The sequence below is a fragment of the Cytophagales bacterium genome, from assembly GCA_033344775.1.
Taxonomy (GTDB): domain Bacteria; phylum Bacteroidota; class Bacteroidia; order Cytophagales; family Cyclobacteriaceae; genus JAWPMT01.
In genome coordinates, this window is the sequence record JAWPMT010000005.1 from 551,567 (window position 1) to 577,467 (window position 25,901).

28 protein-coding genes are annotated in these 25,901 nt (G+C 43.0%); 15 read left to right on the forward strand and 13 right to left on the reverse strand.

The genetic code is table 11. The features are described 5' to 3' along the window. Positions 1 to 186 precede the first annotated feature (186 nt). The gene (locus tag R8G66_19930; GenBank protein ID MDW3194658.1) at positions 187 to 642 is read left to right on the forward strand and encodes a hypothetical protein; all 456 of its coding nucleotides are present in this window, start codon (positions 187 to 189) and stop codon (positions 640 to 642) included. 152 nt (positions 643 to 794) lie between these two features. Next, positions 795 to 1,631, forward strand: a complete 837-nt coding sequence (locus tag R8G66_19935; GenBank protein ID MDW3194659.1) for a helix-turn-helix transcriptional regulator — start codon at positions 795 to 797, stop codon at positions 1,629 to 1,631. 3 nt (positions 1,632 to 1,634) lie between these two features. On the opposite strand, the gene R8G66_19940 is transcribed toward R8G66_19935, so the two are convergent. The 5 genes from R8G66_19940 to R8G66_19960 form a co-directional block, all read right to left on the reverse strand. Next, positions 1,635 to 2,264, reverse strand: coding sequence for a LysE family translocator (locus tag R8G66_19940; protein MDW3194660.1), 630 nt, complete (start codon positions 2,262 to 2,264; stop codon positions 1,635 to 1,637). Positions 2,265 to 2,332: 68 nt separating this feature from the next. Then, positions 2,333 to 3,541: a PQQ-dependent sugar dehydrogenase gene (locus tag R8G66_19945; protein MDW3194661.1), complete on the reverse strand. Its 1,209-nt coding sequence runs from the start codon at positions 3,539 to 3,541 to the stop codon at positions 2,333 to 2,335. Next, positions 3,538 to 4,548, reverse strand: a complete 1,011-nt coding sequence (locus R8G66_19950; protein MDW3194662.1) for a hypothetical protein — start codon at positions 4,546 to 4,548, stop codon at positions 3,538 to 3,540. The genes R8G66_19945 and R8G66_19950 overlap by 4 nt, the downstream gene beginning before the upstream one ends. Positions 4,549 to 4,623: 75 nt before the next feature. Then, complete coding sequence (locus R8G66_19955; protein MDW3194663.1) at positions 4,624 to 5,724, reverse strand: AraC family transcriptional regulator; 1,101 nt, start codon at positions 5,722 to 5,724, stop codon at positions 4,624 to 4,626. A 134-nt stretch (positions 5,725 to 5,858) separates the two neighbouring features. Next, positions 5,859 to 6,413 (reverse strand): EF-hand domain-containing protein, encoded by a 555-nt coding sequence (locus tag R8G66_19960; GenBank protein MDW3194664.1) that lies wholly within the window; start codon positions 6,411 to 6,413, stop codon positions 5,859 to 5,861. A gap of 162 nt (positions 6,414 to 6,575) precedes the next feature. Here R8G66_19960 and R8G66_19965 point away from each other — a divergent pair, with 162 nt between their 5' ends. Beyond that, positions 6,576 to 8,006, forward strand: coding sequence for a S41 family peptidase (locus R8G66_19965; GenBank protein ID MDW3194665.1), 1,431 nt, complete (start codon positions 6,576 to 6,578; stop codon positions 8,004 to 8,006). On the opposite strand, the gene R8G66_19970 is transcribed toward R8G66_19965, so the two are convergent. The 3 genes from R8G66_19970 to R8G66_19980 all read right to left on the reverse strand — a co-directional run bounded on the left by R8G66_19970 (position 8,003) and on the right by R8G66_19980 (position 10,173). Continuing rightward, a complete protein-coding gene (locus tag R8G66_19970) occupies positions 8,003 to 9,091 on the reverse strand; it encodes a helix-turn-helix domain-containing protein (GenBank protein ID MDW3194666.1) in 1,089 nt (362 codons plus the stop codon). The two genes, R8G66_19965 and R8G66_19970, sit on opposite strands and share 4 nt — an antisense overlap. Before the next feature lie 58 nt (positions 9,092 to 9,149). Next, a complete protein-coding gene (locus tag R8G66_19975; GenBank protein ID MDW3194667.1) occupies positions 9,150 to 9,662 on the reverse strand; it encodes a VOC family protein in 513 nt (170 codons plus the stop codon). A gap of 64 nt (positions 9,663 to 9,726) precedes the next feature. After that, positions 9,727 to 10,173, reverse strand: coding sequence for a DUF6389 family protein (locus R8G66_19980; protein MDW3194668.1), 447 nt, complete (start codon positions 10,171 to 10,173; stop codon positions 9,727 to 9,729). A 123-nt stretch (positions 10,174 to 10,296) separates the two neighbouring features. Between R8G66_19980 and R8G66_19985 the strand changes: the two genes are divergently transcribed. Beyond that, positions 10,297 to 11,217 carry a DUF3137 domain-containing protein gene (locus tag R8G66_19985; protein MDW3194669.1) on the forward strand — a complete coding sequence of 307 codons (921 nt, stop codon included), beginning with the start codon at positions 10,297 to 10,299 and terminating at the stop codon, positions 11,215 to 11,217. An 83-nt stretch (positions 11,218 to 11,300) separates the two neighbouring features. On the opposite strand, the gene R8G66_19990 is transcribed toward R8G66_19985, so the two are convergent. Then, the gene (locus R8G66_19990) at positions 11,301 to 11,591 is read right to left on the reverse strand and encodes a hypothetical protein (GenBank protein ID MDW3194670.1); all 291 of its coding nucleotides are present in this window, start codon (positions 11,589 to 11,591) and stop codon (positions 11,301 to 11,303) included. Between the two features lie 129 nt (positions 11,592 to 11,720). On the opposite strand from R8G66_19990, the gene R8G66_19995 reads away from it, so the two are divergent. The 5 genes from R8G66_19995 to R8G66_20015 all read left to right on the forward strand — a co-directional run bounded on the left by R8G66_19995 (position 11,721) and on the right by R8G66_20015 (position 16,788). Then, entirely contained in the window at positions 11,721 to 12,329 is a 609-nt protein-coding gene (locus R8G66_19995; protein MDW3194671.1) for a hypothetical protein, read from the forward strand. A 90-nt stretch (positions 12,330 to 12,419) separates the two neighbouring features. After that, positions 12,420 to 14,192 carry a hypothetical protein gene (locus R8G66_20000; GenBank protein ID MDW3194672.1) on the forward strand — a complete coding sequence of 591 codons (1,773 nt, stop codon included), beginning with the start codon at positions 12,420 to 12,422 and terminating at the stop codon, positions 14,190 to 14,192. Positions 14,193 to 14,268: 76 nt separating this feature from the next. Beyond that, on the forward strand, positions 14,269 to 15,033 hold the full coding sequence (locus R8G66_20005) for a sterol desaturase family protein (GenBank protein ID MDW3194673.1): 765 nt from the start codon (positions 14,269 to 14,271) through the stop codon (positions 15,031 to 15,033). Continuing rightward, entirely contained in the window at positions 15,030 to 15,860 is an 831-nt protein-coding gene (locus tag R8G66_20010; protein ID MDW3194674.1) for a hypothetical protein, read from the forward strand. The genes R8G66_20005 and R8G66_20010 overlap by 4 nt, the downstream gene beginning before the upstream one ends. Positions 15,861 to 15,870: 10 nt before the next feature. Beyond that, positions 15,871 to 16,788: a M43 family zinc metalloprotease gene (locus R8G66_20015; GenBank protein MDW3194675.1), complete on the forward strand. Its 918-nt coding sequence runs from the start codon at positions 15,871 to 15,873 to the stop codon at positions 16,786 to 16,788. A gap of 138 nt (positions 16,789 to 16,926) precedes the next feature. Here the strand turns inward: R8G66_20015 and R8G66_20020 are convergent, their stop codons facing one another. After that, positions 16,927 to 17,493 carry a cysteine hydrolase family protein gene (locus R8G66_20020; GenBank protein MDW3194676.1) on the reverse strand — a complete coding sequence of 189 codons (567 nt, stop codon included), beginning with the start codon at positions 17,491 to 17,493 and terminating at the stop codon, positions 16,927 to 16,929. Between the two features lie 228 nt (positions 17,494 to 17,721). Here R8G66_20020 and R8G66_20025 point away from each other — a divergent pair, with 228 nt between their 5' ends. Both R8G66_20025 and R8G66_20030 read left to right on the forward strand, forming a co-directional pair. Continuing rightward, a complete protein-coding gene (locus R8G66_20025) occupies positions 17,722 to 18,804 on the forward strand; it encodes an acyl-CoA desaturase (protein ID MDW3194677.1) in 1,083 nt (360 codons plus the stop codon). 12 nt (positions 18,805 to 18,816) lie between these two features. After that, on the forward strand, positions 18,817 to 19,983 hold the full coding sequence (locus R8G66_20030; GenBank protein MDW3194678.1) for a hypothetical protein: 1,167 nt from the start codon (positions 18,817 to 18,819) through the stop codon (positions 19,981 to 19,983). Positions 19,984 to 19,994: 11 nt separating this feature from the next. Here the strand turns inward: R8G66_20030 and R8G66_20035 are convergent, their stop codons facing one another. Continuing rightward, the gene (locus R8G66_20035; GenBank protein MDW3194679.1) at positions 19,995 to 20,996 is read right to left on the reverse strand and encodes a phosphotransferase; all 1,002 of its coding nucleotides are present in this window, start codon (positions 20,994 to 20,996) and stop codon (positions 19,995 to 19,997) included. A 98-nt stretch (positions 20,997 to 21,094) separates the two neighbouring features. On the opposite strand from R8G66_20035, the gene R8G66_20040 reads away from it, so the two are divergent. Beyond that, complete coding sequence (locus R8G66_20040) at positions 21,095 to 21,922, forward strand: type II CAAX endopeptidase family protein (protein MDW3194680.1); 828 nt, start codon at positions 21,095 to 21,097, stop codon at positions 21,920 to 21,922. Positions 21,923 to 21,968: 46 nt separating this feature from the next. Here the strand turns inward: R8G66_20040 and R8G66_20045 are convergent, their stop codons facing one another. After that, positions 21,969 to 22,466 (reverse strand): hypothetical protein, encoded by a 498-nt coding sequence (locus R8G66_20045; protein MDW3194681.1) that lies wholly within the window; start codon positions 22,464 to 22,466, stop codon positions 21,969 to 21,971. A gap of 229 nt (positions 22,467 to 22,695) precedes the next feature. Here R8G66_20045 and R8G66_20050 point away from each other — a divergent pair, with 229 nt between their 5' ends. Beyond that, the gene (locus tag R8G66_20050) at positions 22,696 to 23,070 is read left to right on the forward strand and encodes a BlaI/MecI/CopY family transcriptional regulator (protein MDW3194682.1); all 375 of its coding nucleotides are present in this window, start codon (positions 22,696 to 22,698) and stop codon (positions 23,068 to 23,070) included. Continuing rightward, positions 23,063 to 24,307 carry a M56 family metallopeptidase gene (locus tag R8G66_20055; GenBank protein ID MDW3194683.1) on the forward strand — a complete coding sequence of 415 codons (1,245 nt, stop codon included), beginning with the start codon at positions 23,063 to 23,065 and terminating at the stop codon, positions 24,305 to 24,307. The genes R8G66_20050 and R8G66_20055 overlap by 8 nt, the downstream gene beginning before the upstream one ends. Positions 24,308 to 24,361: 54 nt before the next feature. Here R8G66_20055 and R8G66_20060 read toward each other — a convergent pair whose 3' ends face one another. Then, on the reverse strand, positions 24,362 to 25,120 hold the full coding sequence (locus R8G66_20060; protein MDW3194684.1) for an SDR family oxidoreductase: 759 nt from the start codon (positions 25,118 to 25,120) through the stop codon (positions 24,362 to 24,364). Positions 25,121 to 25,308: 188 nt separating this feature from the next. Here R8G66_20060 and R8G66_20065 point away from each other — a divergent pair, with 188 nt between their 5' ends. Then, complete coding sequence (locus tag R8G66_20065) at positions 25,309 to 25,764, forward strand: hypothetical protein (protein ID MDW3194685.1); 456 nt, start codon at positions 25,309 to 25,311, stop codon at positions 25,762 to 25,764. Positions 25,765 to 25,901 lie beyond the last annotated feature (137 nt).

The window sequence follows — 25,901 nt, forward strand, 5'->3', positions numbered from 1 at the left end:
TAGTTGATCTTTCATTTTTCCAATTGAAAATTTATGTCCAGGAAATTGATGTAAAAAAGAGAGTCTAAAAGATTTATCCTATTTTCATCTGTTCTTTAAGAGTGACAACATTTGATCGAAATGGAATTTAAAACAACAACTTTTAGGAGAGCCTAAGAACAATCCAGCTCAAATGACGGTACGATTATGTTTTTAGTAGCTTTAATCTTTTTCTTGATCTCCTACATTCTCCACGACTATGGATTTAATGATGGACTTGTGTTTGTCCTATGTGTGTTTGGGATGATACTTTCGTACGCTTCAAGGTTTTATAATACCGGAAAGAAAAGTATTACCGATGGGTATCTGGATAAAACACTCCTTATAACACCCAATTCTATTGAAATCGATGGAAAGACTTTCAACATCTCGGATATCGACAAACTTCAGTTTGAGCTTCAGGAATACGATAATCAAACTGATTACGGTTCCCGCATGAAGAGTGATGGAAATTCCAATCGCATCATCATTTCTACTAACAATCGGAAGTACGGTGAATACTTTAGGGTGGGAACCCGGTCACACATGGCTGAGCTTCATCGAGTCATCGCGGCTATTCGTGAGTCTGGAACTCAAGTTGAAGTAACCGATAAATACGCGTAATCAAGTTCTTTGTGATAAGATCCATTCCATGCAAAATAGGCCCTCATTTGCTTTAATCAAGGAATGGCGGGTAAATGACGGGGATAAAACTACCTTTGTTTTCGCTGCGAATTCCGAGAGGTCGTACAATTGTTCCAAAATCAAATCGTGATATGAAACAGCCCGAATTAGGACAGAAGTTAATAGAACTCAGAAAAGATAAAGACCTCACACAGGAAGAATTGGTAGAGGCTTGTAATGTCAGTATACGTACGATCCAGCGGATAGAAGCCGGTGAAGTAACCCCTCGCACCTCCACGATCAAGATCATTCTTGCGGCACTCGGAGAAGACTTATCGGTATTCAAAGAAGCCACGGATCGCATGCAAAACAATGCCCAATTGGCCAGGTCCGCACACTGGCTGCAATTAGCATGGATCTTTGGTATTGTATACTTCATCGTAGGGTTCATAGAAATTGGCATGGACGCTGCGCGTTACGATGCCATCATCGGCTCTTTCTACGATTACACCAACAATTCATACTCAAACAATACCGTTTACATCTTCATCAAACTCATCTCCTTCGGATCTTACGCTATATTCTTATGGGGTTTCTGGCATTTAGCCGTCCTGTTCAAAGTCGACCTGCTCAAAGTATCCGTATATCTGATGATCATCATTTCACTCATCATAAGCCTGCTCGATATTTTCGTTGCATTCATTGAGATCGACGAAGACTGGATGATCCCGCTGATGATCGTTGAAACCATTTCATTGGGCGCCGTTGCGATCGTTTTAGGTCTTGGCCTTATGAAACTTCAAGACGGTATGGGAAGACTGGCCTTTGGCGTGGGTATTCTGGAAGTCATTATTGGTTTTTTCCTGGTCACCGTGGTATTGTTCCTCATCAGTGCGGTATTGATGATCCCAACCATAATTATGGAAATCGTCCTGTTGTACCGGGGTTATGAGTATGCTAAAAATAACGCAGTTGGAGGGTCGTTCTAACGGTCATTTTCTGGTGAAGGCTAGTCGAATACCTAGCAAAACCATCACCAGGCCAGAAATATGATTGATCCATTTGGCGATGGAAGCCCTGGTTTTCAGGTAATGTCCTACGGCTCCTGAGAAATACCCTAAGGTCGCAAGGAACAGGAAAGTAAAACCAGCAAAAATGCAGCCAAGCATCACAAACGGAAGCGGAGACACAGCCGCTTCCTGTGTTCGTATGAATTGAGGGAGAAAGGCCATGAAAAACAAGGCTACTTTAGGATTCAGCGTGTTAGAAATCAGGCCTTGTAAAAAGATTTTCTTCGTAGAAACATCGCTTCCTCCCTCCAGTTCAAAGGACTGATTTTTGCTCCGCAACATTTTCACACCAAGATAGATCAGATAACCTGCTCCTAACATCTTGACCAGTGTAAATGCCAGGGCTGAAGTCTGCAAAATGAGCGACAAACCCAGCGCGGCAAATAGTGTATGCACCAATATGCCTAGCGTTACTCCAAACGCAGAGATGAGACCTGCTTTTCTACCCGAGGCAATGCCTTTAGTCAACACGTAAATTAAGTCAGGGCCCGGAGTAACGATCAATATCCAGGACAAGCCCAGGAACAACATGAAGTCTTGAATTTCGGCCATTTGATATAAATATGAATTCAAGTTTCAATTTAGGCAACCTCCACAACTTTCTTTGCAATCATAAGTCATCAATTTTCAACCGGGGAAAGCTTTAAAAGTCGTCCTCTGTCCAACGCCGACGGACTGCCTGCGTCAACCAGAATGATCAGATTTCCAGAGGGAAGCTGAGCAACATCTCTTACCCTTCCTATTTGAGCTAGTACCAATTCGGTTACATCGGTCTCAGGATCATATCTCAGTAAATTTTGAGGGTACAGCGACCCCATGAGAAATGAGCCATTCCAATTTACAAACTGACTTCCTTCCAGCAGCAGCAATCCTGAGGGTGAAACTCGAGCGAAATGGTCCCAGTATTTTATGGGCAATACGGAAATTTCTGCCGCATCAGCTTCTCTCATGGTAGAAACAGATGATCCATCATAATTCAATCCATGCGAAAACAAGGGCCAGCCATAATTTTCACCTTTCGCCACTTGATTTAATTCATCACCTCCAAAAGGACCGTGTTCATTCGCATATAGAGTTTGTGAAGCTCCATCAAAGTACATCCCTTGTGGATTCCGGTGACCGTAGGACCAGATGCTCGTCGGAGCTAATTGATTCTCAAATACTGGATTGTCTTCGGGTATTTGTCCATCTGAAGTCAACCGATGGATCTTACCGCGATCATCACCCAAATTTTGAGGTCCGAGGATCGGAAAAGGGTCACCCCCTACACCTACGGACAGGAAAAAATGATCCGTATCCTGCCAGCAAATGCGAGAACCTACGGAAATGCCATTGGCCTTGAAGATGGTTTGTGCATCTGTTGCTTGGCCATCCGCTATCGTGAATCGGGAAACGGTCAGCCGATTGTCAAGTGTCACATGAGCGATGTAAACCAAGCCATTATTTTCATACTCAGGATGTAAGCTCACATCCATCAAACCAGCCATCAACAAACCTACAGATGTCGTGAAGGTACTGGAAGCTGGTACGTCTTCAATTTGACTTGTTGTGCCCTCAAGATAATGATACAAGAAACCTACACGGTCCGTAAACAGGAATTCCTCCTCTCCGATTACTTCGATACCCCAGGGAATATTGAAACCCGAAGCCAAGGTCTCTACCGTGATATCTCCTATCACTGTCACAGGATTTGTTGATGTGGGCGGCTCATTAACAGGTGGAGGATCGGTACTTGTTTCCTCTTTGCAAGCAATCAAAAAAATGCCCCACAGAACAAATATTCGAATCGTGAATTTTCGAAAGAATAGCTTTTGTAATATCGCTATCATTTAACTACTCCTTTCACATTAGGATACCAATAGCTTCGACCACTGTTCCTCGAAAGCCGCGATGTAGTTCTGTTGTTCAGTTCATAAGCCATGATTTGACCATTTCCCCCATTGGCAGAAGAGATCAGAGAATAAATAATGTGTGTCTCTTCTTCATTCCAGCATGGGTACCACACCACATCGCTGGGGTTGTGAAACGTAAAAACCTGTTCATTGGAAATGCTCAATCCTTCCGGATCAAAATCGGCATAGGCCAATACCGCATCCCCATAGATGTTGGGACCATCTACCACTTTCATGTAGGTAACCCGGTCTTCATTAGGCGAAATGCTCATTTTATGAAGAAAGACATCCGGATAGTCTAGCATTTGGTAAGCAGGCGTTTCGGCTTCAGGAGTTAATAGCCAATAGCTATTGGCACGTGTGTGCTGAATCCTTCGAACCAGAATCCGGCCATCTTTCAAGCCACTATAAGCAAATTCACTGTACTGATCATCTGACACTAATTCCTCCTCTGTTTCACCGGATGGATCGACTACATAAACTCGGGTTGTGTAGGGAGCTCTCTGGAAAAACCGAGAGAAAATCACCTGGTTGGTACCATCTCGGGTCCACATGGGATTCCAATCGGTATACTCCCCACTGGTCAGTGTTTTAATACCCGTACCATCTACATTAATAACACAAATCTGCGTATCCCAATCTTCTGGTTGATTGCTCCGGCTTTCTACAATTCGAAAGAACGCGACCTGTGTCCCATCTGGCGAAAAGACCGGTTTATAATCCCGTTCACCACTGGTCAGAGAAGTGATTTCATTAGAAGTGGAAGAACTGACCGCTATGCTTAAATCCAAAGAGGACACCCATTCTATTTCTGGTGTGGAAGCGTCGTTGACCGGAGTGTCTGTAGTATCATCCGGAACTAAGGGAGCTACTTGATCCTGATCTGTACAAGCCAGAAAGGTTGACATATAAAATATCAGGAATAGCCATCTAATCGTCCTCATCTTTTTTAGTCAAGAATAGTCTCCGTTCTATCACAAATCCTCCGTTTGTGAGCAATTGAACAAATTGCTACCCACTCATACTTCCACTTCTTGTAGCCGCTTGATGTATTGATTAGGTGTTTGTCCCGTTTCTGCTTTGAATGCCTTATAAAACGTCGCATTGGATCGAAAACCGGATTCCATGGCAAGTGCAAGAATGGTACGATCCTCATGCGCATTCTCATGGATCTTTTCCAGAAAAAACCTGATCCGATATTGATTCAGGAATTCGTAGAAGCTTTTGCCATAGGTATTGTTCAACAACCAGGACAAGTCGTTCGGAGAGGTTGCTATGCGCTTCGAAAAGTCGGCTAAAGTCAATTGATCATTCAGGAATATCTGCTCTTCCTCCACAAGTGCGGCTACTTTTTGTTGCAAAATAGATATGCTGAATTCATCCAACCTTTGATAGGATCGTGGAGGTTCCACTTGGAAATCCATAGCCTCCCATCGAAAAATCAGACAATAGCTCAGGTAACCAATGCCAATCATTACCAGGAATCGACTAGACTCATAAATCCAGGAAAATCCCTCTGCGGTGAAATTCCTTACGGACCAGGCCACTCCTCCTAGTAAAAATGCAGCCAACAACACCACGATGTACTTTTGAAAAATGGCTAAGAAAACACGTTGGGATGAATCAGGCCCTTTTTTAGATTGAAGAACGAGAAACATCGTTCGAATCAGAAAATAACCATTGAACATTAGCGTGCTGAATTCAAATAGACTGTAGTACAATTTCAACGACCGTTGATCATAAATGAATACATAATATTCTTTTCCGATCGCCAGCAAACAAAGCGCCACAATGACATGAATGGAAGATGGAAGCAAGTGGTAAAACTTAATGGTAAAATTACCGGGCTTAAGACGACATGCTACATAAGCATACAGCAGCATACCAGGAAGAAAAAGCAAGGCATCAAAAGCGCTGATCACCCGCATCAAATCCACCTGCGAGGGTAATACATAAATCCAACGGAATTCCATGATGAAGAACAACAACCAGACACCAACATGAAACATTAGCAACTGATGCTTCCTCTTCTCATCTTCCAAACGAGACTTTTTGATCAACAAGATCAGAACGGATGCGATGATCACGATTACCAGATGAACACTTACCTTATAAATCATCAGGTGTGAAAGGCTGTAGTTCTATGTTGAAGTTTTTTGTAATTATCCTACGCAAGTTGGTTTGAAAGCACGAATTCTTTGCAAAAGCTTGTACCAATTGAAAAGGGGGTTCATTCCATCAACCTACACATTATCTAACCATCCAATCTACCAAAAACCTCATTGTTGTCATCTCCGGGCATGTCATCCAGAAAATAGGCTTCCAGCTGGCGGATCATCTCGTAACGTGATACCCGATTGTCGTTGTTAAGGTCGAAATTAGAAAACGCATTTTGAAAGGAAGCTTTATCGATATCAAAAATCTCATAGAAAAATTCGTACTCATCTTCAGAGATATAACCATCATGATCTTCATCGAAGAGATCAAACATGAAGTTGATCATCAGGCTTACATACTCTTCGAGTGTATCATCTTCTTGCATTTGCGTTTCGAAAAACTCGATCCAGCGACTCAACTCGATCTGTTGCTCCCCATCATTGGGAATCTCTCGCAGCAATCGATGAAAAAACTTCACCGCCTTCACGACCACTTTCTCGTAATTCCAACGCTCACGAGCTTCCATAGAAGTCATGCGCGACTCTACCTTTTCGATCACGCTAGCAATGTCGTCCACATCAAGACATCCATTGCGGTCATAATCGTAAAGCCGGAAGAGGTAAGTCAGGCGATATCTCTGTTTTCTCGTCATCTTTCCAAGATCGTAAAGGATCGAACTATTTTCAAGAAAAAGTCAAGATTCCTTAACCTCGTTTGTTTACTCAAATCGTGATATGAGTAGATTTTGGCAATTGAAGGGGATTCATTTGTAGAAAAAACAATGCAAAGCGCTACCTATAAGAAGCTTCTTTTAATGATTCTGATTTTATCAGGGTTCTTGTTAAGGGCTCAAAACAAACTTGAAATCCTTACCCCATCTGAGCTAAAAGAAGACTTCAGGATTTTTCGTACCTCTTTGGAAGAAGCTCATCCTGGTCTCTATTGGTTTACCACTAAAGCAGAAATGGATCATCTTTTCGATTCCACCTACGCCGAACTGGATCACGAGATGAGTGGGCTGGATTTCTGGGTAACTCTCTCGAAATTGACAACCCATATAGGCTGCCTTCACACACATGTGTATGGATTTAAATTTTCAGAAGATCAATTCTTACTTCCTTTTACGGTCCATATTGAAGGCCAAAAAACTTATATCCATCAAGATCTGGTTAAAGATCGAAATCTCGTAGGTGCAGAAATTCTGGCTATTAACGGCCGACCTGCATCCGAAATCCTCCATACATTTTTAAAACTGGTACCCCACGATGGATATGTCACCGGATTTTCCCGATGGCTGCTGAACTATCAGTATACATTTTATCATGCGGATGTATTTCGCAACGAATCATCGATTAATCTTGAAATCAAACTTCCGAATCAGGCTCCCGAAACAATCACCATTGAAGGTTACAAATTCGATCATTGGCAAAAAAAATGGCGTCAGCAATTTGGTAATAACCATGAAGATGTCATCCAATTAAAGTTCGTCCCCGAATCAAGTACGGCCATTTTAAAAGTTGCACGACTGGGTAACTGGAAAGTGGACGGGAAAAAGTACAGGTTCAAGAAAGTAATCAAAGAAAAGATGGGGCAGATCATTGCATCCGGATCAAAAAACCTAATCCTTGATATCGGTGATCAGGGTGGTGGAAATGAAAAATACGGCATGCAGTTACTTTCATACTTCATTGACGAACCATATACGCCGTATCGAGCCATAGAATTCAAAACAAATCGCTACAAAACTTCAAAAAAATACAGCAACACCAGCTGGTATGAATATCATGCTCTCAAAACGCTACTCAGGATTAAAAAAACTGACAGCACTTACCTGCTTCAGAATTTCAAAGGACTGAAACCTACTAAACCATCTCCGCTTCAATTTAAGGGAGACATGTACCTGTTAACTAGTGGTAGTACGGCATCAGCCACTTCAGATTTTGCAGCATGGGTTCATCACCTTAAGCTCGCAACGACCATCGGTGAAGAAACGGGTGGTGGATATCAGGGAAATACAAGTAATTGGGAATTCACCATCACTTTACCCCACTCAAAAGCACGATTGCTCCTTCCTCTGGCCAGGTATTTCAACAACGTGGATGACGGAATCTTTTTTGGCAGAGGTATGATTCCCGAACATATCGTAAAACATACGTTTGAAGACCGACTAAAAGGACATGACCCACAGTTGGAATTTGCCTTAGAGCTGATTCAAAATAAGGCAAAAGAAAATAGGAATGACTAAGTATTCACCAGCTGCTTCTTCAGGGCCGTGGGGCTCATTCCTTCTATATGCTTAAATACACGCTGAAACGTAGCAATAGATTTAAAGCCAGAATCATGGGCGATAGCTGCCATAGTGAGGTGATCACACTTTGGATCACTGAGCTTTCGTTTCACCTCTTCGACGCGGTAGCCATTCACGAAATCGGTGAAAGTCTGGGAAAAATGCTGGTTAATACATTCAGACAAAGTACGCTGAGGCACTCCCAATTGTTGTGAAGCGGATTTTACGTTTAAGTCAGTATCGAGAAATAATCCTTTCTCCATCGCTTGCTGCAAGGCGGTCGCGACCGACTTATACCCACCCGCAGGTTTTTTGACGGCCGATGCAGATTTATACAGGTGGAAAAACCATTGGAATCCCAGCCAGTATATCAACACTGTTAGTGGAATAAAGATTGGATAATAGCCCAACTTACTGAGTATTTCCTGATAAGGCGAAACATAGATCACCAGAAAAGGAAACCATGTGGCCAGTATCAATTTAAAAGCACGAAGTACCTGAAAGAGTCGGGTAAAATCTCCCGAATTTTGTAGCCGTAAATAGTTTTGAGTCAACCATACATAGGTCAGGGTATATGACCAAAATACTGCATCACCATAGGTAAAAAAAGCCGTCAGAAAAGCATTCAATTGATCTGTTGAGAGATAAGGAAGGCCAAACTTCTGGAACACCCAGGCCATTGCACCGATGATGGTTGGGATCAAATTGAACAGTACCGACCAATAATGGTTTAGTTTCGATCTATCCAATACGAAACCCTTCTCTATTCGACTTTGAACAAAAAAAAGCAGACTTGGGCCAAGAAGCATAACCGGATAAATCGCCAGGTATTTTGTGACCCAAAGATGAAACCGGTTTATTTCGGCTGGAGGATGTTCACTGAGGAAATTGATCAATGCACTGTAGGCCAATGCAAAAAAGATGACGGCCAAAAACCTGGAAGAAACATGAACACCTTTTCGGAACCACAGCACCATGGCCATGACGAATCCCTGAGCAATGCCCACAAGCATACATAAGTCCCAGATATTCAATAAAGGCATAAGGCGAAGTTATTCTTCCTGTTGAACAATTCCGCCATGCACGTCTGGATTCTACTGGTTACTTCTCAGGTGGTCCGAATAGCTCTACGAACACCCCGTCAGGGTCTTTGATGAAGAACAGTCGGTAGCGGTCTCTGCTGACCCAGCCCATCTTTTCAATACCTGCCGCTTCAATTCGTTTCACTACCGCTTCAAAATCATCCGCCCCATAAGAGAAAGTGAGGTAATTGACTCCTGCATTGACATCCACACCAGACATATCCGGCTTTTTGTCCATCTGATCGAAATACGCCAGCTTCAGGATGGTCGCAGAAGGCAAGTTTTTCTGTTTGAGCATTTTCACTGAGAAGGGTTTCCCATTCGAAGCTCCGGCATCATCGGCCCATTTTTCATCCAAACTGAACTGCCGGACTTCCTCCATCCCGATGATCTCTTTGTAGAATCGCTCAGAAGCTTCCAGGTCACTGACCACCAAACCAATGGAAAGGACTCCAAGCTCCGCGTCAGTCTGGGCCTGGGACATATGAACACAAAACAAAAACGCGCAAAAAAGAAGGGTTAGCTTTTTCATGTCATCAATTTATGATCAATCCATGTTTCAGATAAATGACTAAACGGTGTTTAAGAGGGGGTATTTAGTTCAGTTGCATTGGCAGATCATGACCATATTCCTCATCCGCAACGATGGTTACTGGCAATTTCAAAGCAGTATTATCCACGTTTTCCCAGACCTTTGACAACCAGTCACCAATTACATCTGATAAGACATCATTCACTTCGAATTCGACATCAAATGGATCCATTAGGGGCACTTCTGGTACTAGTCCTCCTGATGTATGACGCACTGAAATCAGATCAGCATAATCACTGATCGCTTTATTGAGCACAAAAGAATCCGGCCCCTCTAATACGACACGCAGACTGAATGTCCCTTCCCCATCCTGATCTGGAAATATCATCAACTCGATCCCTCGTGTCTTTTCGGGTAAACGTTGAATGGCTAGTTTCAATTGATCTATAACTTGCTGTTCTAACCCTATCAACACTTCTAACAGCGCTTTTCGATATTCTTCTTCGTTCACAATTGTTCTGATTATGGACCTATTTATCAATATAAAACTAATGCAAATACCTTCTCTTATGGAGCACCGTTCGATTGAACAGAGATTATTGACTAAATTGATACAAACAGAGCCCCTTCTATCATGCTGGATGCCAAAGAATTACTCACCGAATTAAGGTCTGAACTTGAAGAAGCAGAACAAAAACGACAACATCATTACAAACGCGTCCGGCCTTTCAGGATTATTTTCAATCTGACAGGTATCGCACTCCTTGGTGCAATTGCCTACGCCATCTATGACAGTGAAAATGGGGGTGAAATTTTAGGCATAGGATGGGCTCCTTTTATGATCATGCTCGTGGTTTATGGAATTAAATACGACTTTGAAAAAGGCAAATTCAAGTATCACTTCCAACAGCGTGTGGTCTCAAAGATCATCCCCAAACTCGGACCCAGTTTTTCTTACCAGTCCAGAGGTGGATTTGGGGGAAACCGGCTAATCGAGAGTCGGTTTTTCGATACATTCAAGACCTACCTTTCTGAAGATTTTGTGCATGGAAAAGTAAATAACCGGACCATCAGCTTCGCGGAAACCAAACTTGAATACCGTGGCAGCGGATCAGATGATAAAACCCGAACCATCTTCAACGGGATCTATGCCGAAATAAAACTCAGCTCCCGATTTGCTTCTTCCTGCTGGCTGATGCCTAAAAAGAAGAAGCTGAGTAAGAACAAAGGAGTGACACGGGTGACATTTGGTGAAAAAGAAGCTCGGTTACTGAATAAATACCGACTCTATGCCGAGGAAGAAACATTTGCCAAACAACTTTTCACTGCAGATGTCCTGGGTAAGCTGATGACAATCAATCAGGACCTTCGCTCAAAAAAGGTCACTTCAGCCGACATGCGTTTTGCCTTCATGGGAGATACCATCCGACTGGCTTTCAACCTGCGACATAAATTCATGGAACCTGATCTGTTGAAACCGGTCAATACGGAAGCTTATTTACAAAAAGAATTGGCTTTATTAAAGGAATTAGCTCGGCTGGCTGAGTTGGTCTGACATAGATACTTGCTAGTCCGATCTCATGGATGCTTTGATTCCCCTGTTTAATAAAACATCCTATGATGCTGAATCCCCGGCAATCAACTCCCTGCAAACGGTGTTCCGAAAATTCCAACAGCGAGCTCGGCCCAAATCAGCAGGAACAGAACGATACCCAGGGTGACCAATGCAACTCGAACAATCTTTCTTTTAGCTATTCTCATGATCCATTCGCCGATCAAACCAGCAGTTAATAATAAACAAGCCGCTACTACAAAATCCATGAGTGTCCAATTCACTTCGTTCGTCAATTGCATAGCAATAAGGGGCACCAATAGCAAAACACCAGAAATTAAAAAAATGGCAATTTGTCGATGATTAAGTGCTGTCATATCAAGCAATTTAAAAGTACTTTGCATCTCAAAGTTAGTGAAAGAAAACCAGGATTAAAAATATTCCCATCGTGTGGTTGACGTTCTGTCGCTATATTTCATGCAGATTGATCAACCCAATTGATTGCTATGCGCTCATTCGTTCAGGGATACGTGTTAGATCACGCCCTTTTCATCCTGATAGATTATGCCTTCATTGCTTTTGTGCTATGGTGGCTCGCCAAACTTCGGCTTCGTTCCAAAGCGGAGGATATCAGAGATGAATTGATCTCCTTTAAATGGGATTCATCCACTTTCATAGCTCACTTTATTGTTCCAGGAATTGTGATGGCCCTAAGCCTTACCTTCTTCGGTGCAGATTTTGGCTGGCTGATCGATCTGTTTTGCTGGATTGGAGCGATTTTCAGCGCCATCCTGTGGTTCTCCTTTTTCCTACAGAATGAGGTTTTTTTCATGAAACATGAATTCGTCCTGGTACCACCCTTCCGAAAACGCAGAGACTATTATTACGAAAGCATTCAACATATAGATGTGGTGAAAAATAATCAGCTGGACAAAGCCTCAGGCAAAGTAAAAGCCGATTATTCCATTAAGATTCAGGTAGACGAAGAAGAAGAAAGTCTCTCTGGCGAACATGAAAAAATCAAAAGTCTATTGGTCCTCCTCAAGGAACATGTCGATCATAAAAAGTTCAGTATCGTGGAAGAAGGTGATCTCGAACAGGTTAACGAAGAATAAACTGCCGGTTCTGATTCGATCATTGGGCCACTAAAAACAGCATGTAATACAATGCAGCTTTTTTGCGCCACTTGCGTATGATTGGAGGTAATGAATCCAAGCATCACTCTTGCTGTACTTCCCTTTCAGCTTCGTCAGGAACACCGAAGTATGATCACACAAAACTTTGAAGAGGACCTGGTCTATCACTTGTCAAAGTTTCAGGGGTTGTCTATTCTTTCCTTTTTTTCCACAAGCCAGTGGTCCATTCATGATGAATCGAATTTCCTCAAATACCGGGTCAGTCATATCATTACAGGATCATTCCGTCTGATAAAAGACCAGATGATCATCAATGTTCAATTGATTGAGTTCCCACAAAACCGAGTGATCTATGATCAAAGGATTGGCTATGACGAAACAGAAGTCTTTGAACTCCTGGATCAATCGGTGCTTCAGGTAACCAACTTACTACAAGACCAACTTCGGCAATCCATCCTTTCCAAATCCTATCATAAACCGGAAGTGGATCTGGCCGCTTATGAATTGTTCATCATGGGAAACGCTGCCCTCAAAAAAGGCTCCCCTGAAGAAGATTTGAAGGCCCGCTCGATGTTCGAGGCAGCGTTGAAAAAACAACCGGATTATGCTCGTGCCTATGCAGGAATATCTTCCAGTTATTTCAACCAGTGGAGTTGCCAGCTATGGGACCGTTGGGAAATCAGTCAAAGTGGCGCCAAGAAATATGCTTTGAAGGCCATCGATCTGGATGAGAATGATTATCTCTCATTGTGCATTCTTGGACGGGTATTGTTGTTTGAGAGGGACTTTACCCAAGCGGAATTTTACTTGCGCAAATCCATGGAGATGAATAACAATGACTCAGCAACATTGTTGGAAATTGCCTTCTCATTCATGTTTTTAGGACACGTGGAAGAGGCATGGCAACTCTACCTACGGGCTTGTCAACTCAATCCAATGAAGGAGGACAAATACCTCTCCGTTGGTGCGACTATGGCATTTGAAAAAGGAGATTTCACCCGGACACTTGAACTTGGCAAGCAACTCGAAATTTCCAATACGTATATTGATTTTCCTGTTTATATGTCCGCAGCGGCCTATTACCTGGGAAACAAATCAGAGGCGATCCGATATTGGGATTTTTTTCTAGAGAAATTTAAACAGCACATCTATTACCATGATAAGGACAAGCAGGAGGATCCACTTTCATGGCACATTAAAATCAATCCGTATGCGGGCACGACACAGCTAAGCCGTTTTCACGAATTCATTGGCCAGCAAAGTAGTATTCCAAAGACCAAACCCAATATCAAACAAACTCATAGAAATGCTGGTCGAATGAGCATCTCAGGCAACCAGATCACTTTGTTCTTCGCTGAAGATGTTTGTGTACTCAACAAATCGAAAGGACTTATGGATATTGCCGCCCTGTTGGAAAATCCTGGATCACAGATGCATTGCATGGAATTGATGCAGGCGAAAATCGATCATTCATCGGAGATATCTGTTATTGATGATCAGTCGAAAAAAGCCTATCATCAGCGCCTTCAAGATCTCCAGTTAGCCATATCAGAAGCGGACCGACTCAACGATACGGAACAACTCCAGCATTTACACGAAGAATATGATCAGCTAGTAACCCATCTCTCCCATGCACTGGGCTTGAAAGGAAAAAGTCGAAAAGCAGGCTCAACTCCTGAGAAGGCTCGCGCAGCAGTAACGTTACGAATTAGGGACAGCATCAAAAAAATAGGACACCAACACCAACTCCTTGGATCGCATTTAAATAACTCTATCAAGACCGGGTTACTCTGCACTTACCAGCCAGAATCCACAATATCATGGGAAATCACCTATGACTAAGTAAAACATACCAGCATCTTACAATGTAAGATCGTTCCTTACGCCTTACAGGTAAATCAAACATTTAACGAATACTATGCAAGATTTACCATCGCCTATGGATCTGCTGTTGGATCCTGTTTCACTGATTGTCTTATCAATCTACGCCGGCTTAATGATGTGGGAGGCGCTATGGCCAGCCCGAACACTTCCCAAGGTCAGAAACTGGCGACTAAAAGGAATGATTTCTTTCCTCCTTTTTTTCTTTCTGTCATCTTACCTCCCGCTATGGATAGATCCCTGGATGTCAGTACATCTACTTTTTGATCTATCCGGTGTGGGCATGTTAGGAGGAGCTGTAGTTGGCATTCTAGGCTACCAGCTCATCTTTTATGTTTATCATCGGTGTGTCCATCATTTTAATGGACTTTGGAGGGTATTGCACCAGATGCATCACAGTGCAGAACGCATCGATACTTTCGGCGCTTTCTATTTCAGCCCTGTGGAAATGATCTCTTTTACTTTCATCGGAAGTTTTGTATTTGCCTTCTTAATCGGATTGTCTCCTCAAGCCATTACAGTAGTCATTCTTGGATTGAACTTCTTCTCGATTTTTCAACATGCCAACATCAATACACCGGTATGGCTAGGGTATTTCATTCAACGTCCTGAAAGTCATTCGGTGCATCATGGAAGAGGATTACATAAGTTCAACTACTCGGATGTACCAATCTGGGACATTTTATTTGGCACCTTCTACAATCCCAGAACTTATGAAAATGAAAACGGATTTTTCGAAGGAAGCTCCACTCGCGTGAAAGACATGTTGCTTTTCAAAGACATCAATCGAACACAAGTATGAACCTACAGACACTAACAAATACAAGCCTTAGTACCAGATTCATTCAGCGACTGGAACAGGTGGAGGGTAGTTATTGGATGCAGTATTATCGTGGAAGCATCACTTACCCCGTGTATTCTTCGATCATTGCTGGTGGTATGGCATGTGCTATACCACATCTTGATATACTGTTCATGAATCGAGTGATTGGATTAGGATTGTCAACTCCAATCAATGAGACTAGTCTGGAACAAGTCATTCGCTTTTATGAAAAAGCCGGAAGTAAGCGTTTCTTTATACAGTTGCCTCCTCAAGTAATCACCGAAGAAATAATAGCGTTAATGTCACAATTCGGTTTTTCGCATCGCAATAACTGGACAAAACTATTCAGAACTGTGGCTCCGTTAGAACACGGTACGAATGGGCAATTATCCGTACGTCAGATTGAGGAGAGAGAATCGGATAATTATGGACAATTGATCTTTATGAGTTTTAACTGGGAAGATTCCCGATTAGCAACGTGGCTGGCCTCTACTGTTGGGAAAAGAGGATATCGCCACTACATCGTCAGTTGGGAAGGTAGAGATATTGCTGCCGGAGCACTATATGTCGATGGAGATATGGCTTCCATGGCCTTTGCGGGTACATTGAAAGCATTTCGGGGGCATGGAGCACAACAACTTCTACTCAAACGCCGGTTACAGGACGCCTATGACATGGGCGCCAAATTCATTACTGGAGAAACGGCTGAACACCTGGAAGAAAAGCCTGTTGTAAGCTACCTGAACATGAAAAAAAGCGGCTTTCAAACAGCCTATCAACGGCAAAACTGGTTATTAAAATTTTGATTCTTGTAGTATGAGAAAGTACTCATTGATGTTCTTAGTAGGGCTATTATGGAGTTGTAATGACGAGCCACTTCTGCCTGTTGATGATCCCCCTCAAGACGATGATCCAACGACCTATGTAATACCAGTGGTCGTACATGTGCTTCACAATGGAGAGGCCATCGGAGAAGGCGCTAACTTATCTGTAGATAGAATTGAGCGCCAAATAGGAATTCTAAATGAAGATTTTCGTCGGAAAACAGGTACCCGAGGCGAAAACAATCATCCGGATAGCGACGATGCCCGAATAGAATTCGTTTTGGCAAAGCAAGATCCAGATGGTAATCCTTCAAATGGAATTACCCGTACTCTGGCTGACCTTAATGCTATTCCGGAAGAGGTCCCGAAAAGAGAAGTAGACCTGATGGGATACTTCCGCTTCTGGAATTCGGCATCATATATCAACATCTGGACTGCCCCCTACGACGAGGACCTGGCCAATGTTCACTTGGGATCAGCCACAGGACCAGACACGGACCTTCCGGGAAATCATCTATTTGCAAAACCCATTGAAGGTGGAGTCGAGGGGATTGTGATCAATCACTGGCATTTTGGTGAAACTACTTTGGTGGACCGTCACAATCTAGGGCGCACGTTAACCCATGAAATGGGACACTATCTAGGGTTATTGCACCTGTGGGGAGGCCGGTCCTGTGAACACAATGATTTCTGTGAGGACACACCAGCAGTTGAAGATCCGGTAACTAGCAATACTTCTTATGCGGGCTGTCAGGGAGAAGAGGTCATGATTGCCAACTATATGAATTGGACGCCAGATGTAGTGATGAATATTTTCACCAAAAATCAAATTAGCAGAATGCGCTATGTGCTGGAAAATAGTGAACAACGAACATCCTTATTAACTTCCAAGGGTCTTCAGACTCCTTAGTAAAACACGAAATATCAATTATATAAGTAGATAGGTTGAAGACCGGAATTCACAAAAGCAATCATTGTTTCGAGCAATGAGTATTTGATGAATCTCTGGTTTTCTTTCTTTCTAATAAAGAAATCTGGTTAGGTCTACTTAACACCTCCGCAGCAATTCTTTCGTGTCAATCACTTCAGCAAACTCGTCATTCAAACTCGCCAGGGCGGTCTGATGAATGGTTTCCGCGTCAAACTTTTCTCCATTGAGTCCTATTCGGTCAAAAGTGGCCGTAGCATCTGAGATCAGACGGACGTCATAGCCGAAATTACCCGCCATTCGCGTGGTGGTGGATACACAATGATTGGTCGTCAGCCCTACGATCACCAGTTCTTTGATGCCTTGTTGGTCCAGTTGCTCTTGCAGATCAGTGCCAATGAACGCGCTGTTCACTTGCTTCACGATCAAAGGTTCTCCTTCACCAGGCTGGATCTCGTCCTTCATTACATATCCCGGATGAGAGGCATGCAGCTTGGAGTTTGGGTCTTTGGAACTGTGAACAATGTGAAACACCGGATAGCCAAGTGCGCGCCATTTCTCGAGTATCGCAACAATTTTCGATTCGGCATCCCGATTGTTTCTGTTACCACCCCAATGTTCTTCAATGTCAAATCCTTTTTGGAAGTCGATGATCAGCAGGGCGGGTTTAGGCTCATTTTGTGTCATAGGTCTATCATTAATGGATCGTGCTTTGACTTGGGTTTCGTTCAAAGGTAAAGCCACAAACAAGCAGAGCAGCCTTCTGTTTCGAACTTATTGTACGGATTTCCTTTACACGACAAACAAGCCGAAGTAATTCTTAAGAAAATTCCATTTTAGGCCTCGTGGGATTCGCGCAATTCAGTTCAGGATACTGGTCTCGCCGCATGAGGTTTGTCCTGAAAACTAATTGCAATGGAATTGAAATTCACGAATCAGGAAGACCGGGATTTTGTCCGGAAACTGAATAAGCGAGTCTCTGGCTACTTTGCTTCCAATGACCTAAAAAAGCAAGCCAACGCGTGGGGATGGACCAAAGCAGCTTTGCTCTTGTCGGCCTACTTACTGAGCTATGTAGGCCTTTATTATCAAAACGCTTTTCCGGGGCTCTTGTTTTGCTTCGGCATATTGGGTGCCTTAAAAATTTTCCTGGCCCTTAACGTGGCGCACGATGCAGCACATCAATCCTTCGCCTCTAATAAAAACGTGAATCACCTGCTCTTGAAGGTATTTGATTTTCTGGGTGCTAGCAGTCATATCTGGCAAATGAGACACATTGCCCATCATGCCTTTACCAATATCGCGGATCATGATGTAGACATCAAACAATCCTGGCTCGTAAGGATCTTTCCTTCATCACCGTTGAGAAAAATACACCAGTTTCAACATGTGTACATGTTTTTCCTCTATGGCATTTACACCATCAACTGGCTGATCCTGAGAGATATTAGAGACACCTGGAACTTCAATGGAAGCAATGATCACGAACGCTTAAGTCTTAGAGTGAGCGCACTCTTCACGAAAGCCATGTACCTGATCATGATGGTCCTTTTGCCGGCTTCTGTGCTTGATTTCAGTTTGGGACAAGTTATTACGGGATTTCTAGTGATGCACCTTACTGCCAGCTACACAGTAGCCAGTGTACTGGCCTCCACGCATGTGGGACTTGCTGCAGCTTTTCCAATACCCAATGAAAAAGGTGTCATGCCCCATTCATATGAGCGACATCAGTTACTTACTACGGTGGACTTTGCCACGAACAACCCTATCATCACTCAGCTCTATGGTGGTTTCAATCATCATGTCGTTCACCATCTATTCCCGAATGTTTGTCACGTACACTATCCGAAGCTTACGGCTATACTGATAGACACCTGCCAGGAATATCACATGCCTTACAAATCGAATCGCACCATGTGGCAGGCTATCCAATCGCATTGGCACTTGCTCAAACAACGTGGACAGCAGGGCCTCAACCTATCTCTTCCCGAATTTTAAAAACGACTCGTCATGACTTTAGCAATCATTGAAGTAACCAACAGTGAAGACATTGAAAAATTTCACCAAATTCAACGTCAGGTTTATCATGGTGATCATCACTGGATCAGCCCCTTTTACAACGATGTAGAAGCCACCTTTGACCCCTCCAAAAATGATTTTCACCAACATGGGATCATACGCAGATGGATCGCGATTGAGGAGGGAAAATGTGTAGGAAGAGTTGCTGCTTTTGTCAACCTGAAACGTGCCCTCTCCTACTCACAACCCACCGGTGGGATGGGCTTTTTTGAAAGCATTAATGACCAGGAAGTGGCCTTTGCGCTTTTCGATGTTTGCAAAGACTGGCTAGCCTCCTTTGGCATTCAGGCGATGGACGGCCCTATCAATTTTGGAGAAAACAACGCATGGTGGGGATTGGTCGTGAATGGATTTACCCAGCCTATCTATAAACACAACTACAACCCACCCTATTATCAGGAATTTTTTGAATCGTATGGTTTTAAAAAGTACTTTGATCAGTATTACTACACTTTCGACCTGACGAAGGGCTTCCCGAAGCGATACCAGGATTTTGCCAAGAAATGGAAAGCACACGGCGCGTATACCTGTCGCATGATTGATTTGTCGCAGTTGGATCGTTTTGCCAGGGACTTTATGGAAGTCTACAACCAGGGCTGGGTCACGCACGACAATTTCAAAGGCATGAGTCAGGAAAGAGCCATCTTCCTTTTCAAAAAAATGAAACCGATCATCGATCCTCAACTGATCTGGTTCCTGTACCATGAAGAGCAACCCATTGGATTTACCATCATGATCCCGGAGATCAACAGCCTGCTCGCTCCCGTGAAAAGCGCAACATCTGAGTGGCTCAGAAAATTGCTAATCAAAGCGCAACTCGTTTTCAACCAGTGTAAAGTGGCCTATGGTTTTGTGCTGGGATTTGTGCCCGAATATCAGTGCAAAGGATTAGAAGGTTTGCTCTTCTCGAGCATGTATCAGCAAATCTCGAAAACCAAAAAATACAAAACCCTAAAAATCGGATGGGCCGGCGATTTCAATCCAAAAGTCGTCAATATGTATCGCAAAATGGGTTTTGAGCAAACGCAAACTTCCCGAACTTATCGGTACTTGTTTGATAGCAATTTGGTTTTTGAGCGATCACCAATTGTGGCTTAAGTAAAGGAAATTTAATCCTTCGCAAACTGCTCCCATTGCTCTATGCGCCCAAGCCATGCTTTGATAAAGTTCTTATTGAAGTAAGGATTGGAAAAATCATCGAAACCCTGATACTGGACAACCAGATAAAAGGTCCAGAACATGGTACCTAAGACTGGAATAGCAGATAATTCCAAATCTGAAATACCACGCCGTTCCCGGTAAGCTGAAACGAAGGTCTTAAAATCTTTAGTAGCCTCTTCTTTGGAGATGAAGCCGTGCAACTGGTGTAAAAAGTAGTGCACCTGGAACGACATGAGGTCATTTACCAACAGGCCTTTCCCAAAAAAGTCCCAATCGAAGAAAGTGATCTCGTCTTTATCTGAGTAGTGAAAGTTTTTGGGCATGTAATCATAGTGGCAATAACCCATTGCAAACGAACGGGTATCAATTGCTTCAAAAGTATCCAGCGCCTTTTTCGCGATTCCCTGTAACCGTTCTAGACCCTCCGGATAGTTGAACCGCTCGAACATCTCCGGAAGCACTTCGAGCGGTTGATGTATCGTTGTTGCTATGCTGTATTCCGGTCGGTCAAACGTCAAATCCTCTTTTGATAACAATTGGTGATTGAAGGCCATCTCCCGACCTAAAACTTGTAACTGATTGCCGGTAAGATCTTTAGACACACTTCCAGGAGCAAACAGAAATAATACTCCATATCGTATCCCCTCACTCGCTTCGAACTGCTGCAGGTAGTTTCCGCTGACATCCGGAATGGGGTAAGCAACTTTGGCACCGTTTTCCTTCAGGTAATTGAGCACATCTACTTCAGCCTGGATCTGAGCACGAGACCGATGGCTGTCTCGATAGATCTTAAGAATGTATTTTGGTTCTTCATCTCGGATCACATAAGTATCGCTGACATTACGTACCAGAAATGAAGTCGTTATCCCTTTCAGTCCATAAGCAGCTTGGAGGTATTCATTGAGCGCCGTAGCTGATAAAGTAGAATAATGGGCAGGAAACAAACTCATGACTAGTAGGAAATTTTGCCGGGCAAAAGTATGAAAATCACTTTTGCTCAGAACCACCAATTGAACTTATATTTGATACTGATCGCGACGTTGATAATATGACGAAACAACATTACCCTTCCATCAAACAAGGATTTGCTCTTATTCTTTGGTACATCCTGTTCTCAATTGTAGCAGTCATTGCATTAATGCCTTTAGGGATAGATGCAGCAAGTGGCTCCAGTCTGGGAAATTTTGGTTATTACGTGATATCAATGGGCCTACTTGCCGCTCTTGGACTAAAAAATTCCAGTAGAGAGGTACCAATTGTTGGCGACTTCACGAAAATGACCTGGTGGGCTGTCCTTTTATTGATCCCGCTGGTCGTCCTCAACATCATCGTGATTGACCCACTGGTTTCACTGATCCCTATGCCGGATGCCTTTAAGGAACTCTTTGAGGACTTATTGAAAAGAGACTTATTTACGTTTTTAACGATCGTGATCGCCGCGCCCATTCTGGAAGAATTTGTATTCAGAGGTATCGTCCTTGAAGGGTTCCTGAAAAACTACGATGCTAAAAAATCGATCATATGGTCTGCGGTACTTTTTGGTGCCGTTCACTTGAATCCATGGCAGTTCATCGGGGCAGGTATCCTCGGAGCTTATATTGGATGGGTTTATTACCGTACCCGGTCGCTCATTCCTTGCATTATCATCCACATGGTCAATAATCTGATCGCATTCCTGGGATTTTATTATTTCCCGGATATCGATTCGTTTCAGGAACTGTCACCAAGTTTGACGGCCACACTAGTGGCCCTATTAGGAGCTGTAGTCTCGCTGATTGTGGTGGTAAAAGCCCTGGACAAGGGTATGCCAGAAGCTCCCATTTACATGGAAGAAAAGGAAGTCATGGAGGAAGAAGTAGCTGACCTGAAAGAATAGTACACCGTCTATATCACTCCTTATTCGATGGATCTGGTCGCTATCTTCACAAGCGATAAGACAGATTGAGCATGAACCGACTGTTCAGGAAATATTCCTTTTCCTGATAGGCCAGGCCAAGACACACCGGTATGCCTACATTCACTTTATGCAATTGTACATTAGGAAAAAGACACACCCCTCCAGTGTAAGCCCAAGAAGCATTTTTGCTCTCCCCCTGAACGGGAAAATGAGTGACCTCTCCAAACCAGTTGGTATTCAATTGAACGGCATCTCCGATAGTGGTGGATTTCAAAGTACTTCCCAAAAAGGAGTAATATTCATAGCTATCTCCTTCAAAAATGAAGGTCCCCAATTCCAGAAAATGTGCGTTGTGGGTGAGGCCTAGCCCGACTGAAAGTCCCTGGCTGTAATTTGCCTCAGCCTGTGATATTCGAACATTGACTATTTGAGGTGTTCTCGCAAATGCGTAAGCTCCGAATTGCTGGGCATCGGCAAAATGAACGGAAAACAGGATAAGGACTGAAATGGTGAGTTTGTTCATCAGCATCGTTTTTGCACAAAAGAATCTGACGAAAAACCTGGACGCAACCGAAAATTTGACGACCATTTTATTTCATCAGACAGACATGATCCCACCATCGATGTAGGTAGGAATTAACACCATCACTAGATGAGCTAACTTAAGATTAAGTAGATTAACTTATAAATAAGTTGTATAACTTAGTTTTAAGTAGCATATTTGTTTCGCTGATTACTAAACACACGAAGCAATGGTCAACTTAACCAAGGCAGAAGAGAAGATCATGAAGATTCTCTGGGATATTGGAAAAGGTTTTATCAAGGATATACGAGATCAATATCCCGACCCTAAACCTCCGTACAATTCAGTTTCGACCATTGTACGTGTATTAGCACAGAAGGAGATCATTGGATATAAGGTTTATGGGATTTCCTACGAATATTATCCATTAGTCTCCAAAGAAGAGTATCGAAAGGGTCAACTATCACGGTTGATTTCCGACTATTATAATAACTCTCTTACTCAGATTGTTAGTTTTTTCTCTGAAAGCAGCAATCTGGACAAAGCAGAATTAGATGAAGCACTTAAAATGTTGGAAGAACTGAAAAATAAGGAACATGATTGAAGTACTCATTTATCTTTTGGAAAGTAGTCTGATACTTATGTTGATGTATCTGATCTATGCGACATTATTGAAAGGAGAAACGTTTTTCAATTTCAATCGCTTCTTTCTTCTGACTATTCCGATATGCTCATTGGCCTTACCCTTATTCCATTTCAATTCGTTTTTCATACAGGTGCCAGTAATAAAGGACATCCATCAATTCCGGAGGTCCTACTATCAAATGATGGAGGGCTGGGAAGAACAAATCGCAGCAGGCACCATTCAAAATGAAGCTACTTCGATTTCTGGAATTAATGGCTGGATGCTGTTCTTGGGGCTCATCTTATTGATTTATGTGATTGGCATGATTTTTCAGTTGACCAAAACCTGGTTGATTTATCGTCAAATGAATCACATGACTTCATTACGTGCTCCTATCGCCATGAGTGGATTACAAGTGATCCTGCTGCCTGAGTTAAAATCGCCATTTTCATTCATGAAGACGGTCTTTATCCCAGAAGAGCTGGAGAAATCACAAGCGCTTGATCAAATTCTGACACACGAAAAAACACATGTCCGGCAAGGACACACCTACGATTTAATATTTGTTCAATTAATGGCGGCCATTTTCTGGTTCAATCCTTTTATATGGCGGCTTATAAACGCTCTAAAAACCATACATGAATACATAGCAGATAAGAATGTGATCAAAAGGGGTTATTCCTTGGTTGCGTACCAGACCATGCTTCTGAGACAAGTGATCAGCGACAACTCTCATGAGTTGGTACACAATTTCAATTTTTCATTTATAAAAAGAAGAATAGCCATGATGAATCATAAAAAATCCGGATGGACTGGTAAAACGAAAGTAATGCTTTCCCTTTCCATCACACTCATTTTAGCACTTGTAGTGACACAGGGCAATGCATGGATGAATGCCGAACAAGTCGTTGAATCAACGATTCAACCTTATTTGGATGATCAACACCTTGATCAGGAAACGGGTGTCAAAATTTCTACAATAGAACAGCGCGATTTTAAAGGAGTGTTTTCTGTAAAAGTTGATAACATCGATGCTGCAGACATCTCCTATGAAGCAACACAAGTTCGGGAGGGTATTGGACTGAACCAGGTAAAAGGTGAAGGTCCTATTGACCTGCTGGACTTTTTCAGAAACATCAAGGTAGGCGAATGGGTCGTAATAGAGGTTACCACACCGGACAAAACGACATTTATCAAATTCCCTATTGTTGAATGATCAGTTGTCTTCATTGTTCCCATACACTGGAGACAACCTCTGTTTTAGTTGTCATCAAGATGACATGATCCCACCATCAATGTTGATGGTCGTACCGGTGATCCAACTCGCATCATCGGAAACGAGAAACAACGCCAGCTTAGCGATATCATCAGGGGTGCCAAGACGGTTCAGTAATGTCTTTTCACCCGCCTGGGCTACTGCTTGCTCCGGATTGTCAAATGCTTTGGCAGAATCCCAGATCAGGGGTGTATCAACCGGACCAGGGCATAGGCAATTGGCCCGTACATCGGGACCATAATCCAGGGCCATCTGTTTGACCAATGCGACCATGGCAGCCTTGGACGCACAATACGCCGGATGATTTGGGAAATTCTTGAATGCCGCAATGGAGGCGTTCCCAATAAATGTTCCACGACTATTTCGGAGATGTGGCAAGCTGTACTTGGCTAAATAGTACACGGAATGCAAGTTGGTATCAAAAGTCGCATGCCAGTCCTCTACCTGAACTTCCGTCACTTTGCCCAACCCTAAGATACCGGCATTGGTAATCACAAAGTCAAGTTGACCAAACTGATCGATTGCCGCTTTGACCAACAATTCATTGGTTGCTACCTGTCTGACATCACCAATCATGATCGCCACACTATCCAGTCGTTTTGCCTCCAGTGTATTTTTCAATTCTTCGGCACGTGCTGCATTCCTCCCATTGAGCACTAAACTGGCACCTTCTTCATGCATTCGCATGGCCATGGCTTTTCCCATTCCGCTCGTGGCACCGGTGATGATCCCTACTTTGTTTTTGAGTTTCATGAACTACACTTTTTTATCTGTCAAGATTCAGCCAAAAATAGAGGACCAATCCGGGCATCACGGGAACTACACCGGAATTTTCCTCCCCTGTTTACGGAAAATTCCGCTTTTATCTGCCGTATGTCTTTTCGGCTTTTACAGCAATCAAATTACTATTTAATTTAGCTAAAAACCAAAATAATTAGCATATGACAGAAATGCCCACCATCGGAAGATTGATGGAATACCGTATCCCTATCCGACTGAAAGGCAAATTGCTATACAAGCGCAATCAGAAACACCCAATTGCGATCTACCTGGGACAAACCGGCGATTTTCACTACACAGATCCCCCTAACCTGTTCAAGCCTTACTCTTTGTATATGCATCCCTATTTCCCTAAAGAACCAGTCGTCCGGGTGGAGGTTGTGCAGGCGATCCCATTTGCTAGCAGAGGCGCATTCTATAACCTGAATAATATGGAGTCCTCCCCTATTGCCATCATCGAGCGCAAGCGGTTGGCGGTCTCGATCAACGATATCTACCGTTATCCTCAGTACTTCAAGCCCGTTTATGCCTTTCAATTGGAATCAGACTTCAGGGAGATCATGCCTTTCAAGCTGGATCGGATCGATCATCGCAAAGCATTGAGAAAGACAGATTAGACAGAAATCTACATCAATCGGAAATAATTCAGATGAATAGGTATCAAATGGCATAACCCAGCATATTTCGCCACCGAAGCCTACATATTCCGTTAGGGATGGCTATTTTCAGAAGATTACTGTGATTATCTTCCCGT

Bases quoted from the DNA above. Each gene is read 5' to 3' on its own strand.
- R8G66_19930 (MDW3194658.1), top strand. From the start codon at position 187: ATGTTTTTAGTAGCTTTAATCTTTTTCTTGATCTCCTACATTCTCCAC.
- R8G66_19935 (MDW3194659.1), top strand. From the start codon at position 795: ATGAAACAGCCCGAATTAGGACAGAAGTTAATAGAACTCAGAAAAGAT.
- R8G66_19940 (MDW3194660.1), bottom strand. From the start codon at position 2,264: ATGGCCGAAATTCAAGACTTCATGTTGTTCCTGGGCTTGTCCTGGATA.
- R8G66_19945 (MDW3194661.1), bottom strand. From the start codon at position 3,541: ATGATAGCGATATTACAAAAGCTATTCTTTCGAAAATTCACGATTCGA.
- R8G66_19950 (MDW3194662.1), bottom strand. From the start codon at position 4,548: ATGAGGACGATTAGATGGCTATTCCTGATATTTTATATGTCAACCTTT.
- R8G66_19955 (MDW3194663.1), bottom strand. From the start codon at position 5,724: ATGATTTATAAGGTAAGTGTTCATCTGGTAATCGTGATCATCGCATCC.
- R8G66_19960 (MDW3194664.1), bottom strand. From the start codon at position 6,413: ATGACGAGAAAACAGAGATATCGCCTGACTTACCTCTTCCGGCTTTAC.
- R8G66_19965 (MDW3194665.1), top strand. From the start codon at position 6,576: ATGATTCTGATTTTATCAGGGTTCTTGTTAAGGGCTCAAAACAAACTT.
- R8G66_19970 (MDW3194666.1), bottom strand. From the start codon at position 9,091: ATGCCTTTATTGAATATCTGGGACTTATGTATGCTTGTGGGCATTGCT.
- R8G66_19975 (MDW3194667.1), bottom strand. From the start codon at position 9,662: ATGAAAAAGCTAACCCTTCTTTTTTGCGCGTTTTTGTTTTGTGTTCAT.
- R8G66_19985 (MDW3194669.1), top strand. From the start codon at position 10,297: ATGCTGGATGCCAAAGAATTACTCACCGAATTAAGGTCTGAACTTGAA.
- R8G66_19990 (MDW3194670.1), bottom strand. From the start codon at position 11,591: ATGACAGCACTTAATCATCGACAAATTGCCATTTTTTTAATTTCTGGT.
- R8G66_19995 (MDW3194671.1), top strand. From the start codon at position 11,721: ATGCGCTCATTCGTTCAGGGATACGTGTTAGATCACGCCCTTTTCATC.
- R8G66_20000 (MDW3194672.1), top strand. From the start codon at position 12,420: ATGAATCCAAGCATCACTCTTGCTGTACTTCCCTTTCAGCTTCGTCAG.
- R8G66_20005 (MDW3194673.1), top strand. From the start codon at position 14,269: ATGCAAGATTTACCATCGCCTATGGATCTGCTGTTGGATCCTGTTTCA.
- R8G66_20010 (MDW3194674.1), top strand. From the start codon at position 15,030: ATGAACCTACAGACACTAACAAATACAAGCCTTAGTACCAGATTCATT.
- R8G66_20015 (MDW3194675.1), top strand. From the start codon at position 15,871: ATGAGAAAGTACTCATTGATGTTCTTAGTAGGGCTATTATGGAGTTGT.
- R8G66_20020 (MDW3194676.1), bottom strand. From the start codon at position 17,493: ATGACACAAAATGAGCCTAAACCCGCCCTGCTGATCATCGACTTCCAA.
- R8G66_20025 (MDW3194677.1), top strand. From the start codon at position 17,722: ATGGAATTGAAATTCACGAATCAGGAAGACCGGGATTTTGTCCGGAAA.
- R8G66_20030 (MDW3194678.1), top strand. From the start codon at position 18,817: ATGACTTTAGCAATCATTGAAGTAACCAACAGTGAAGACATTGAAAAA.
- R8G66_20035 (MDW3194679.1), bottom strand. From the start codon at position 20,996: ATGAGTTTGTTTCCTGCCCATTATTCTACTTTATCAGCTACGGCGCTC.
- R8G66_20040 (MDW3194680.1), top strand. From the start codon at position 21,095: ATGACGAAACAACATTACCCTTCCATCAAACAAGGATTTGCTCTTATT.
- R8G66_20045 (MDW3194681.1), bottom strand. From the start codon at position 22,466: ATGAACAAACTCACCATTTCAGTCCTTATCCTGTTTTCCGTTCATTTT.
- R8G66_20050 (MDW3194682.1), top strand. From the start codon at position 22,696: ATGGTCAACTTAACCAAGGCAGAAGAGAAGATCATGAAGATTCTCTGG.
- R8G66_20055 (MDW3194683.1), top strand. From the start codon at position 23,063: ATGATTGAAGTACTCATTTATCTTTTGGAAAGTAGTCTGATACTTATG.
- R8G66_20060 (MDW3194684.1), bottom strand. From the start codon at position 25,120: ATGAAACTCAAAAACAAAGTAGGGATCATCACCGGTGCCACGAGCGGA.
- R8G66_20065 (MDW3194685.1), top strand. From the start codon at position 25,309: ATGACAGAAATGCCCACCATCGGAAGATTGATGGAATACCGTATCCCT.